The 12,277-nt window shown below is 69.9% G+C and carries 10 protein-coding genes; 5 read left to right on the top strand and 5 right to left on the bottom strand.

Annotated features, from left to right (window positions below; translation table 11 throughout):
- Positions 1-62: 62 nt before the first annotated feature.
- A complete protein-coding gene (locus BN344_RS11130; protein WP_040338561.1) occupies positions 63-3,968 on the top strand; it encodes a DNA-directed RNA polymerase subunit beta' in 3,906 nt (1,301 codons plus the stop codon).
- Positions 3,969-4,123: 155 nt separating this feature from the next.
- On the opposite strand, the gene BN344_RS11125 is transcribed toward BN344_RS11130, so the two are convergent.
- From BN344_RS11125 to BN344_RS11105, 5 genes are all read right to left on the bottom strand, one after another.
- Positions 4,124-4,426 (bottom strand): transcriptional regulator, encoded by a 303-nt coding sequence (locus BN344_RS11125; protein ID WP_040338560.1) that lies wholly within the window; start codon positions 4,424-4,426, stop codon positions 4,124-4,126.
- Positions 4,416-4,763, bottom strand: coding sequence for a hypothetical protein (locus BN344_RS11120; protein ID WP_040338559.1), 348 nt, complete (start codon positions 4,761-4,763; stop codon positions 4,416-4,418). The genes BN344_RS11125 and BN344_RS11120 overlap by 11 nt, the downstream gene beginning before the upstream one ends.
- Before the next feature lie 150 nt (positions 4,764-4,913).
- Positions 4,914-5,954: an LLM class F420-dependent oxidoreductase gene (locus BN344_RS11115; protein ID WP_040338558.1), complete on the bottom strand. Its 1,041-nt coding sequence runs from the start codon at positions 5,952-5,954 to the stop codon at positions 4,914-4,916.
- A 61-nt stretch (positions 5,955-6,015) separates the two neighbouring features.
- The gene (locus BN344_RS11110) at positions 6,016-6,240 is read right to left on the bottom strand and encodes a hypothetical protein (RefSeq protein WP_231486735.1); all 225 of its coding nucleotides are present in this window, start codon (positions 6,238-6,240) and stop codon (positions 6,016-6,018) included.
- A 59-nt stretch (positions 6,241-6,299) separates the two neighbouring features.
- Positions 6,300-7,292 (bottom strand): serine/threonine-protein kinase, encoded by a 993-nt coding sequence (locus tag BN344_RS11105; RefSeq protein WP_040338556.1) that lies wholly within the window; start codon positions 7,290-7,292, stop codon positions 6,300-6,302.
- 611 nt (positions 7,293-7,903) lie between these two features.
- On the opposite strand from BN344_RS11105, the gene rpsL reads away from it, so the two are divergent.
- The 4 genes from rpsL (at position 7,904) to tuf (ending at position 12,240) form a co-directional block, all read left to right on the top strand.
- Positions 7,904-8,278, top strand: a complete 375-nt coding sequence (rpsL, locus tag BN344_RS11100) for a 30S ribosomal protein S12 (RefSeq protein ID WP_040338555.1) — start codon at positions 7,904-7,906, stop codon at positions 8,276-8,278.
- Positions 8,278-8,748, top strand: coding sequence for a 30S ribosomal protein S7 (gene rpsG / locus BN344_RS11095; RefSeq protein WP_040338554.1), 471 nt, complete (start codon positions 8,278-8,280; stop codon positions 8,746-8,748). The genes rpsL and rpsG overlap by 1 nt, the downstream gene beginning before the upstream one ends.
- Positions 8,749-8,847: 99 nt before the next feature.
- Positions 8,848-10,947: an elongation factor G gene (fusA, locus tag BN344_RS11090; RefSeq protein WP_040338553.1), complete on the top strand. Its 2,100-nt coding sequence runs from the start codon at positions 8,848-8,850 to the stop codon at positions 10,945-10,947.
- 99 nt (positions 10,948-11,046) lie between these two features.
- Complete coding sequence (gene tuf / locus BN344_RS11085) at positions 11,047-12,240, top strand: elongation factor Tu (protein ID WP_040338552.1); 1,194 nt, start codon at positions 11,047-11,049, stop codon at positions 12,238-12,240.
- Positions 12,241-12,277 lie beyond the last annotated feature (37 nt).

Here is a 12,277-nt window from a genome sequence, read left to right as displayed (position 1 = left end):
CGGCCGGCACTGCACCCCAAGTCATAGAAGCGAAGAACTAGCCCCGGAAAGGGGTCACCACCTTGCTCGACGTCAACTTCTTCGACGAGCTCCGCATCGGTCTGGCCACCGGCGACGACATCCGCCAGTGGTCGCACGGTGAGGTGAAGAAGCCCGAGACCATCAACTACCGGACCCTCCGTCCGGAGAAGGACGGTCTCTTCTGCGAGAAGATCTTCGGTCCCACCCGGGACTGGGAGTGCTACTGCGGCAAGTACAAGCGCGTGCGCTTCAAGGGCATCATCTGCGAGCGCTGCGGCGTCGAGGTCACCCGCGCCAAGGTGCGTCGTGAGCGGATGGGCCACATCGAGCTGGCCGCGCCGGTCACGCACATCTGGTTCTTCAAGGGTGTGCCCTCGCGGCTGGGCTACCTGCTCGACCTGGCGCCCAAGGACCTCGAGAAGATCATCTACTTCGCGGCCTACATGATCACCTCGGTCGACGACGAGGCGCGCCACCGCGACCTCCCGACCGTCGAGGCCGAGATCAGCGCCGAGAAGTCCAACCTCGAGGGCCGGCGCGACGCCGACGTCGAGGCCCGCCAGCAGAAGCTGGAGGCCGACCTCGCCGAGCTCGAGGCCGAGGGTGCCAAGTCCGACGTGCGCCGCAAGGTGCGCGAGGGTGGCGAGCGCGAGATGCGCCAGCTGCGCGACCGCGCCCAGCGGGAGATCGACCGCCTCGACGAGGTGATGGACACCTTCCGCAAGCTCGAGGTCAAGCAGCTGATCGCGGACGAGAGCCTCTACCGCGAGCTGCGCGACCGCTTCGGTGAGTACTTCGAGGGCGGCATGGGTGCCGCTGCGCTGCAGAAGCTGCTCGCCGGCTTCGACCTGGACGCCGAGGCCGCCTCGCTGCGCGAGACCATCCGCAGCGGCAAGGGCCAGCGCAAGCTGCGGGCCCTCAAGCGGCTCAAGGTCGTGGCGGCGTTCCAGCAGACGCGCAACTCGCCCATGGGCATGGTGCTCGACTGCGTGCCGGTCATCCCGCCGGACCTGCGCCCGATGGTGCAGCTCGACGGTGGCCGCTTCGCCACGAGCGACATGAACGACCTGTACCGCCGCGTGATCAACCGGAACAACCGGCTGAAGCGACTGCTCGACCTCGGCGCTCCCGAGATCATCGTGAACAACGAGAAGCGGATGCTCCAGGAGTCCGTGGACGCGCTGTTCGACAACGGCCGTCGCGGCCGGCCGGTCACCGGCCCGGGCAACCGTCCCCTCAAGTCCCTGAGCGACCTGCTCAAGGGCAAGCAGGGCCGGTTCCGCCAGAACCTGCTCGGCAAGCGCGTCGACTACTCCGGCCGTTCGGTCATCGTCGTCGGCCCGCAGCTGAAGCTGCACCAGTGCGGTCTGCCCAAGCAGATGGCCCTGGAGCTCTTCAAGCCCTTCGTCATGAAGCGGCTGGTCGACCTCAACCACGCGCAGAACATCAAGTCCGCCAAGCGGATGGTCGAGCGGGCCCGCCCGGTCGTGTGGGACGTGCTGGAAGAGGTCATCACCGAGCACCCGGTGCTGCTCAACCGTGCGCCGACGCTGCACCGCCTGGGCATCCAGGCCTTCGAGCCGCAGCTGGTCGAGGGCAAGGCCATCCAGATCCACCCGCTGGTCTGCACCGCGTTCAACGCGGACTTCGACGGTGACCAGATGGCGGTGCACCTGCCGCTGTCGGCCGAGGCGCAGGCCGAGGCCCGCGTCCTGATGCTGTCGAGCAACAACATCCTGAGCCCGGCCGACGGTCGTCCGATCACCGCGCCGACCCAGGACATGGTGCTGGGCCTGTACCACCTGACGACCCTGGTGCCGAGCCGGCACGAGGCCGACGGTGGTCAGCCGGCCGCCTACGCCTCGGCCGCCGAGGCGCTCATGGCCTACGACATGGGTGCGCTGGGGCTGCAGGAGCGGGCGCTCATCCGTCTCGACGAGGTCTACGGCGTCGACAACGGCAAGGCGAACGAGGCATGGGAGCAGCCGGAGGACTGGACCCCCGGCCAGCCGGCGACCGTGCGGACGAGTCTGGGCCGGGTGCTGTTCAACGAGGCACTGCCCGAGGACTACCGCTTCGTCAACTACCAGGTGCCCAAGAAGGAGCTCGGGGCGATCGTCAACGACCTCGCCGAGCGCTACCCCAAGGTGCAGGTGGCGGCGACGCTGGACGCCCTCAAGGCTGCCGGCTTCCGCTGGGCGACCCGCTCGGGCGTCACGATCGCGATCGACGACGTGGTCACCCCGCCGGCCAAGCGGGAGATCATGGACCGGCACGAGGCCGAGGCCGCCAAGATCGAGAAGCAGTACGAGCGCGGTGTCATCACCGACGCCGAGCGTCGTGGCGAGCTGATCGAGATCTGGACCCGCGCGCGGGCCGAGGTCAGCCAGGCGATGGTGGACAACTTCCCGACCACCAACCCGGTCTGGGTCATGGTCAACTCGGGCGCCCGAGGCAACATGATGCAGATCAGCCAGATCGCCGGTATGCGTGGTCTGGTCGCCAACCCGAAGGGCGAGATCATCCCGCGGCCGATCAAGGCCAACTTCCGGGAGGGTCTGTCCGTGCTGGAGTACTTCATCTCCACGCACGGCGCCCGCAAGGGCCTGGCGGACACCGCCCTGCGCACCGCCGACTCCGGGTACCTCACCCGTCGTCTGGTGGACGTCTCGCAGGACGTCATCATCCGCGAGGAGGACTGCGGCACCGACCGCGGCGTCGTCATGCCGATCGGCACCGTCGTCGACGGGAAGGTCACGCGGGACGCGCACGTCGAGACCAGCGTGTACGCCCGCGCCCTGTCCGCCGACGTGGTGGCCGAGGACGGGACGGTCATCGCCCCGGCCAACGCCGACCTGGGTGACGTCCTCATCCAGACGCTGATCGACGCCGGGGTCTCGGAGGTCAAGGTCCGCTGCGTCCTGACCTGCGAGTCCCTGCTGGGCACCTGCGCCACCTGCTACGGCCGGTCGCTGGCGTCGGGCAAGCTCGTGGACGTCGGCGAGGCGGTCGGCATCATCGCCGCCCAGTCGATCGGCGAGCCCGGCACGCAGCTGACGATGCGCACCTTCCACACCGGTGGTGTGGCCGGTGCCGACATCACCCACGGTCTGCCGCGTGTGGTGGAGCTCTTCGAGGCCCGCGTCCCCAAGGGCAAGGCGCCGATCGCGGAGCTGGCCGGCACGATCCGGATCGAGGACGGCGAGCAGTTCCGCAAGCTCACCATCACCCCGGACGACGGCTCCGACGAGGTCGTCATCGACAAGCTGTCGCGCCGGTCGCGGCTGCGGGTCGAGGACGGCGCCCACGTCGAGGTCGGCGAGCAGCTGACCGAGGGTGCGGTGGACCCGCACGAGGTGCTGCGCATCATGGGCCCGCGCGAGGTGCAGCTGCACCTGGTCCGCGAGGTCCAGGAGGTCTACCGGTCGCAGGGTGTGTCGATCCACGACAAGCACATCGAGGTGATCATCCGCCAGATGCTGAAGCGGGTGACCATCATCGACTCGGGCGCGACGGAGTTCCTGCCCGGTGCGCTGGTCGAGCGGACGCTGTTCGAGACCGAGAACCGCCGCGTCGTCGCCGAGGGCGGCGAGCCGGCCTCGGCCCGTCCGGTGCTCATGGGCATCACCAAGGCCTCGCTCGCGACCGAGTCGTGGTTGTCGGCCGCCTCCTTCCAGGAGACGACCAAGGTGCTCACCGACGCCGCGATCCAGGGGAAGAGCGACAGCCTGCTCGGGCTCAAGGAGAACGTGATCATCGGAAAGCTGATCCCGGCGGGTACGGGTATCAGCCGCTACCGGAACATCACGGTCGAGCCGACCGAGGAGGCTCGGGCCGCGGTCTACACCATGGCCGGCTACGACGACGGGCAGTACTACAGCCCGGACGTCTTCGGTCAGGGCACCGGCGAGGCCGTGCGTCTCGAGGAGTACGACTGGCGGCAGTGATCGCCGCTGAGTGACGGAGGGGCCCCGCAGGCGATTCGCCTGCGGGGCCCCTTCGCGTCCCCGTCCCGTGGCGATGATCAGGTCACCTGATCACCGAGCGTCCTCCCTCACGGTGGACGGTGGGGGAGGACGCTCCGCGGTGAGGGAGGATCTCGTCAGCCGGGGTCGGCGGCGATGATCTGCTGGAGTGCCCGGACATGGGCGGCGTAGGCACGCCTGCCCGCGGGGGTGAGGGTGAGCCAGAGCCGGCTGCGGCCCTCCCGCACGCCTCGCTCCTGGGTCACGTACCCGGCGTCGGCCAGCTGGGACAGGTGCTTGCTCAGCGCGGACTTCGACAACTCCAGGCGGTCCTGCAGGAACCCGAACTCGACGCGGCGCGCCGCGCCCAGGACCGCGCAGATCCGGAGTCGATGCGGTGCGTGGATGATCTCGTCGAAGACCGGCGCCTCAGGCGGCATCGCCGTACTCCTGGCGGTAGGTAGCGCCCGTGCGCAGCACGACGCCGGCGACCACGACGGCCGCGACGATCCAGACCCACCAGGCGCCGGTCGTCCTGGACAGGGCCATCGCCAGCAGGATGGCGCCGGACGTGCCGGCCAGGAAGGGGAGCATGTCGCGAAGCGACGGGGTGACCCCGGAGACGTCGGGTCGGTTCAGCCAGTAGCGCGATCCCAGCAAGGCCACCGTGACGCCCGCGAGCACGGTCGCCACGGCCGCCGCCGGGGAAGGTAGGAGCTGGACGAGGCACAGGCCGGCGAGGAGGCTCGCCTGCACGGGATAGAACCACCGCGGCATGGGCGGATAGCGCACCGCGGCCCGGTCCGCGGACAGTTGCTGCAGCGCTCTCCGAGCGTCCGGAGCGCTAGGGGTGCGATCGGAGCCAGTTGCCATGCAGGAAACCCTAGCGGCGAGTTTCCTGCATGGCAACAGTGGGGGGGGGGGGCGTCAGCCGGCGAGGCGCTTCATCGTCTCGACCGTCCGGAGCCGGCCCTCGCGGCTGCCGTCGAGGGGCTGCACCATCAGCGTGGTCACGCCGGCCTCGCGGAAGGCCGCGATCCGCTCGGCGACCCACGACTCCGGGCCGATGAGGGACGTCAGGCGCACCAGCTCGTCGGGGATGGCGGCCGCCGCCTCGTCCTTCTTCCCGTCCAGGTAGAGGTCCTGGATGGTCTTGGCCTCCGCCTCGTAGCCGTAGCGGACGGCGAGGTCGTTGTAGAAGTTCTTGCCCCGGGCGCCCATCCCGCCGATGTAGAGGGCCAGCCCCGGCCGGACGGCGTCCAGGAGGTGGTCGACGTCGTCGCCGATGGCCACCGAGACGCCGTTGACGACCTGCAGCTCACCGAGCTCGGGCGCGCGCTTGGCCTTGCCGGCGGCCAGGGCCTCACCCCACACCGACTGGGCGCGCTCGGGGAGGAAGAAGATCGGCTCCCAGGCCTCGGCGATCTCCGCGCACATCTCGACGTTCTTCGGCCCGAGCGCCGCGAGCATCACGGGGATCCGGTCCCGTACCGGGGTGTTGATGAGCTTGAGCGGCTTGCCCAGGCCGGTGCCCTGGTCGGCCGGCAGGGGCACGGTGTACTTCTTGCCCTCGTGCTGCAGCCGCTCACGGCGCCACACCTGGCGGCAGATCTCCACGACTTCGCGGGTCCGCTGCAGGGGCGCGTCGTACGGCACGCCGTGCCAGCCCTCGATGACCTGCGGCCCGGAGGTGCCCAGGCCCAGGGTGAACCGGCCGTCGGAGACGAAGTCCAGGCCGGCGGCGGTCATGGCCGTCAGGGCCGGCGTCCGGCTGTAGATCGGGAAGATCCCGCTGAGCAGCTCCACCCGCTCGGTGACGGCGGCCAGGTAGCCGAGCTGGCTGACCGCGTCGAACGTGTAGACCTCGGCCACCGAGATGAGGTCGAGGCCCGCGGCCTCCAGGTCGCGGACCTCTGCCGCGGTCTGGGCGAACCCTCCGCTGTAGCTGGCTTGGGTGCCGATGCGCACGTGCCCTCCTCAGGTCTCTGGGCGCGCGGCGCGACGCCCCTGGGGGCACGCTATCGGCACGTCAGAGCGGACGGACCACGCCGATCACCTCGGTGACCACCCGGACCCCGTCGACGTCGGCCGGCACCCGGCTCGCAGCACCCTCGTCGACCAGGTCCACCTTGACGACGTAACCGGTGTCCCGGCGGGCCAGCCCCACACCGACCACGCCGGGCTCGGCGCGCAGGCGCGCGGCGAGCGTGCGCTTGGCGGCGCGCGCGGCATTCCGGTCGGTCACACCGCCCATCGTGCCCCCAGCGCGGCGGGAGCGACACCCTCAGGCCTCCCGCAGGGCCCTGGGGCGAGCTAGCGAGCGGTCGGGGACAAGGGGTCCGTCCACCACTCCGCGCCGAGCAGGTCGAGCACCGTGACGAGGGGGTTGGCGAAGGTGAGCCCGGCGCCGTTGCTCCCCCCGGTGCTGCTGCCGGCGAAGAGCAACGCGAGCGGAGCCCGGTCGCGGCTGCGCCAGATCACCGACCCGCTGTCGCCGCCGGCACTGAACGGTCCGGAGGTGCCTTCGACCTCCACCTGGTCGTCGAAGCCGAAGATCTCCTCGTCGTACTGCACCGCGACGCCGTCGACCTCCACGGCGGTGATCCGGCCGGCCGTGTGCGCGGTCGTCCGGCCCACCTTCTCCACCGCCTCGTCGGGATCGATCTCGTCAGCCGGTGGAACGGGGCCGAGGAGCGGCCCGCCGGGGTAGGCGGCGAGGTCGATCGCCACCCCCGCGTCCAGGGCGGCGACCGCGGCGTCGACAAGGTTGCCCCCGTCGCTCCGGAACGGCCGGTACGCGGTCAGCGTGGCCACCCGGTCGTCCGGTCGGCCGCCGTCGGCGGGGCCGGGTTGGAGGATCGGGTCCCCGACCGAGGCCGCGTCGCTGGCGGCGAGCACGTGGTTGTTCGACAGGATCGCCGGCCCGGCGGCGGTGCGCACGAAGCCGCCCAGCGTCCCGGCGGTCACGCCGGGGTGGGCCACCGAGACCCCGGGCCGCAGGGGGCGCGTGCGTCGCTGGAGCTCGCCGGGCGTGGGGGAGGAGGAGTAGGCGCGGACCGGCCCGATGACGCGGATGTCGATCTCGGCATCGGCCGCCCGCCCCAGATCCGGGAGCGCGGCGCGGTCGCCGTCCTCCTCCAGGCGGACGGCCACGCGCGCGCGTCCACCGGCCACGGGCGTCAGTCCCACAGCGACGTGGGGCCACCGTGCTCCACCGGCCCGGTCGGCGGTGAGCGCCGTCGGGGGAGCCGACCGCAGCCCCTCCAGCAGCAGAGCCTTCAACTCGCGCGCGCTGTCGGGATGCACGTGCCCTTCCCTCCTCCGATCGGGGGCGACCGGCTGCCGGCGACGCTAGGCCCGGGGTCGGACAGTTCCCGGACGGGCGGGCCCGGAACCGCCGTGCGAACGGCGGCGCGGCGCGGGTAACCGCGCCGACCGTCCGGGAGTAGGGTCGGCCCCCGGGAGACCCGGATCGCCACGGCGTCGGGGAATCGACCGCCGCGAGGCGCGGTTGTCCCGGCGTGGTCCGCTCCGGCGGCCCGCGGTCGGCCACCCGGCCGTGGATGTGAGGGACCCGGCTTTGACCGGGTTCCGAGGCACGGGTATCGTGGTCAGCCGTGCCCAGGGTGCCCTGGGCCAGCTCCCGTTCGCGGTGCGCCTGGGTGATCGTTCCGGTCACCGGGGACCGCCCTCCGGCTCAAGGCCGGGAGGCGGCGGCGCCGAGTCGCGAGGGGCAACCGAGTTCGGTCCGACCACGGGCCGGTCCCGGGCCGGGCGACACGCCCGACCGCGGGGGCCGGATGGTGGTTGGCGGCCGGGATCGGGTGGACTTCTTCCGGGGAGTTCGGCACCCGAGCACCACCAGCAGGCATACATCGAGAGCACGACCCAGCGCAGGTAGGAGATCCAGGCCACCCATGCCCACGATCAACCAGCTGGTCCGCAAGGGCCGCGAGGACAAGGTCGTCAAGACCAGCACTCCGGCGCTGAAGGGTTCGCCCCAGCGCCGCGGAGTGTGCACGCGTGTGTACACGACGACGCCGAAGAAGCCGAACTCGGCGCTGCGCAAGGTCGCTCGCGTCCGCCTCACCAGTGGCATCGAGGTGACCGCCTACATCCCCGGTGTCGGTCACAACCTGCAGGAGCACTCGATGGTGCTCGTGCGCGGCGGCCGCGTGAAGGACCTCCCGGGCGTGCGCTACAAGATCATTCGCGGCTCGCTGGACACCCAGGGTGTCCGCAACCGCAAGCAGGCTCGCAGCCGCTACGGCGCGAAGAAGGAGAAGAGCTAATGCCGCGCAAGGGCCCCGCGCCGAAGCGTCCGCTCGTCATCGACCCGGTGTACCAGTCGCCGCTGGTGACCCAGCTGGTGAACAAGGTGCTCGTCGACGGCAAGCGCTCGGTCGCCGAGGCGATCGTCTACGGCGCGCTCGAGGGCGCCCGCGCCAAGAGCGACACCGACCCGGTCGTCACGCTCAAGCGTGCGCTGGACAACGTGAAGCCGTCCCTCGAGGTCCGCAGCCGCCGTGTCGGTGGCGCGACCTACCAGGTCCCGGTCGAGGTGCGCCCCTCGCGGAGCACCACGCTGGGGCTGCGCTGGCTGATCCAGTACAGCCGGGCCCGTCGCGAGAAGACGATGACCGAGCGCCTCATGAACGAGCTGCTCGACGCGAGCAACGGCCTCGGTGCCGCCGTGAAGCGGCGCGAGGACACGCACAAGATGGCCGAGTCGAACAAGGCCTTCGCGCACTACCGCTGGTAAGGCACAGCCGCCAGCGCCCGCCGTCGGCGGGACACCGGGACGCTCCACAAGAGTCCGGCCCCGGCACCCGCACACGGACCAGAACCACGAGGAGAAGCAATGGCCAGCAACGAGGCCCAGCTCCGCAAGACCCGGAACATCGGGATCATGGCGCACATCGACGCCGGCAAGACCACCACGACCGAGCGCATCCTCTTCTACACCGGTATCAGCTACAAGATCGGTGAGGTCCACGACGGCGCGGCCACGATGGACTGGATGGAGCAGGAGCAGGAGCGCGGCATCACCATCACGTCGGCCGCGACGAAGTGCTCCTGGAACGACCACGACATCAACATCATCGACACCCCTGGACACGTCGACTTCACCGTCGAGGTGGAGCGGTCGCTCCGGGTGCTCGACGGTGCGGTGGCGGTCTACGACGGTGTCGCCGGCGTCGAGCCCCAGACCGAGCAGGTGTGGCGGCAGGCTGAGAAGTACGGCGTCCCGCGCATGTGCTTCGTCAACAAGCTCGACCGCACGGGTGCCGACTTCTTCCGCTGCGTCGACATGATGATCGAGCGCCTGGGCGCCAACCCGCTCGTGCTGCAGCTCCCCATCGGCGCCGAGGCCGACTTCATCGGCGTCGTCGACCTGGTCCAGATGCGCGCGCTCACCTGGCGCGGTGAGACCAAGATGGGCGAGGACTACGAGGTCGAGGAGATCCCGGCCGAGCTGACCGACCAGGCCGCCGAGTACCGCGAGAAGCTGCTCGAGAACATCGCGGACTTCGACGACTCGCTGATGGAGGACTACCTCGCCGGCGAGGAGATCGCGGTCGACCGTCTCAAGGCCGCCATCCGCAAGGCGACCATCGCCGGTCAGGTCAACCCGGTCGTGACGGGTACGGCGTTCAAGAACAAGGGCATCCAGCCCATGCTCGACGCCGTCACCGACTACCTCCCCAGCCCCCTGGACATCGAGGCGATCGTCGGCACCGCGCTGGACGGCGAGACCGAGGTCCTCCGGCACGCCGACGAGGACGAGCCGTTCTCGGCCCTGGCCTTCAAGATCCAGACCGACCAGCACCTCGGCAAGCTGACGTACATCCGCGTGTACTCCGGCAAGCTCGAGGCCGGGTCCCCGGTGCTCAACAGCACCAAGGACCGCAAGGAGCGGGTCGGCAAGATCTACCAGATGCACGCCAACAAGCGTGAAGAGCGTGCGGGCGTCGGTGCCGGCCAGATCGTCGCCGTCAACGGCATGAAGCAGACGACGACGGGTGACACCCTCTGCGACCCGCAGCAGCCGGTGATCCTCGAGTCGATGACCTTCCCGGCGCCGGTCATCTCGGTGGCCATCGAGCCGAAGACCAAGAGCGACCAGGAGAAGCTGGGCACCGCGATCCAGAAGCTCGCCGAGGAGGACCCGACCTTCCAGGTGAAGCTGGACGAGGAGACCGGCCAGACGGTCATCTCCGGCATGGGCGAGCTCCACCTGGAGATCCTGGTGGACCGCATGCGCCGCGAGTTCAACGTCGAGGCCAACGTCGGCAAGCCCCAGGTCGCCTACCGCGAGACCATCCGCCAGGCCGTCGAGCGGTACGACTACACGCACAAGAAGCAGACGGGTGGCTCCGGCCAGTTCGCGAAGGTCCAGATCGCGATCGAGCCGCTGGAGATGAGCGCCGACTCGGCGACCTACGAGTTCGAGAACAAGGTCACCGGTGGTCGCATCCCCAAGGAGTACATCCCGTCGGTCGACCAGGGCATGCAGGACGCCATGCAGTACGGCGTCCTCGCCGGCTACCCCATGGTGGGTGTGAAGGCCAGCCTGCTCGACGGCCAGTACCACGAGGTCGACTCCTCGGAGATGGCCTTCAAGATCGCCGGCTCGATCGCCTTCAAGGAGGCGGCGCGCAAGGCCAGCCCGGCCCTGCTCGAGCCGCTGATGGCGGTCGAGGTGACGACGCCCGAGGAGAACATGGGCGACGTCATCGGCGACCTGAACTCCCGCCGCGGGATCATCCAGGCGATGGAGGAGCGCTCCGGCGCCCGCGTCGTCCGGGCCCTGGTCCCGCTGTCGGAGATGTTCGGCTACGTGGGCGACCTGCGCAGCCGCACCCAGGGACGGGCGAGCTACTCGATGGTCTTCGACTCGTACGCCGAGGTCCCGGCCAACGTCGCCAAGGAGATCATCGCCAAGGCGACCGGCGAGTAACGGCAAGACCGGTCACGGGCGGAGGCCCGTGACCGGCGGGCCCCGCCCGAAACCCCCCAGAGCACGCACCACCTGCGTAACCACGAGGAGAGGAACCCAGTGGCCAAGGCCAAGTTCGAGCGGACCAAGCCGCACGTCAACATCGGCACCATCGGGCACATCGACCACGGCAAGACGACGCTGACCGCGGCGATCACCAAGGTCCTGCACGACAAGTACCCGGACCTCAACGAGGCGTCGGCCTTCGACTCGATCGACAAGGCGCCCGAGGAGAAGGCCCGCGGCATCACGATCTCGATCGCCCACGTCGAGTACCAGACCGAGAGCCGGCACTACGCCCACGTCGACTGCCCCGGGCACGCCGACTACATCAAGAACATGATCACCGGTGCCGCGCAGATGGACGGCGCGATCCTCGTGGTCGCGGCGACCGACGGCCCGATGCCGCAGACCAAGGAGCACGTCCTCCTGGCCCGCCAGGTCGGCGTCCCCTACATCGTGGTGGCCCTGAACAAGGCCGACATGGTGGACGACGAGGAGATCCTGGAGCTCGTCGAGCTCGAGGTGCGCGAGCTCCTCAGCGAGTACGAGTTCCCGGGCGACGACGTCCCCGTGGTGCGCGTGTCGGCGCTCAAGGCCCTCGAGGGCGACGCCGAGTGGGGCGACAAGCTCATGGAGCTGATGAACGCCGTCGACACCGCCATCCCGGAGCCGGAGCGCGACATCGACAAGCCGTTCCTCATGCCCGTCGAGGACGTCTTCACGATCACCGGTCGTGGCACGGTCGTCACCGGCCGCGTCGAGCGCGGCATCGTCAAGGTCTCCGAGGAGATCGAGATCGTCGGCATCCGCGAGAACTCGACCAAGACGACCGTCACCGGCGTCGAGATGTTCCGCAAGCTGCTCGACCAGGGCCAGGCCGGTGACAACGTCGGTCTGCTCCTCCGCGGCATCAAGCGCGAGGACGTGGAGCGCGGCCAGGTCGTCGTGAAGCCCGGCTCGATCACCCCGCACACCAACTTCGAGGGTTCGGTCTACATCCTCTCGAAGGACGAGGGTGGCCGTCACACGCCGTTCTTCAACAACTACCGTCCCCAGTTCTACTTCCGGACGACGGACGTCACCGGCGTGGTCACGCTGCCCTCGGGCACCGAGATGGTCATGCCCGGCGACAACACCGAGATGACGGTGGAGCTGATCCAGCCCATCGCCATGGAGGAGGGCCTCAAGTTCGCCATCCGTGAGGGTGGCCGGACCGTGGGCGCCGGACGCGTCACCAAGATCAACAAGTAGTTCCCCTGACGGGCGGCGGCCGCGAGCCGGCCGCCGC

Origin of the sequence: Candidatus Blastococcus massiliensis AP3, from assembly GCF_000582785.1 — a bacterium.
In the GTDB taxonomy this organism is placed as follows: Bacteria; Actinomycetota; Actinomycetes; order Mycobacteriales; family Geodermatophilaceae; genus Blastococcus; species Blastococcus massiliensis.
This window is presented reverse-complemented; position numbering and strand designations above follow the sequence as displayed.

Coding starts and splice junctions, on each gene's coding strand:
- BN344_RS11125 (WP_040338560.1), bottom strand. CDS start 4,426: ATGCCGCCTGAGGCGCCGGTCTTCGACGAGATCATCCACGCACCGCAT.
- BN344_RS11120 (WP_040338559.1), bottom strand. CDS start 4,763: ATGCCGCGGTGGTTCTATCCCGTGCAGGCGAGCCTCCTCGCCGGCCTG.
- fusA (WP_040338553.1), top strand. CDS start 8,848: ATGGCCAGCAACGAGGCCCAGCTCCGCAAGACCCGGAACATCGGGATC.
- BN344_RS11110 (WP_231486735.1), bottom strand. CDS start 6,240: ATGGGCGGTGTGACCGACCGGAATGCCGCGCGCGCCGCCAAGCGCACG.
- rpsL (WP_040338555.1), top strand. CDS start 7,904: ATGCCCACGATCAACCAGCTGGTCCGCAAGGGCCGCGAGGACAAGGTC.
- rpsG (WP_040338554.1), top strand. CDS start 8,278: ATGCCGCGCAAGGGCCCCGCGCCGAAGCGTCCGCTCGTCATCGACCCG.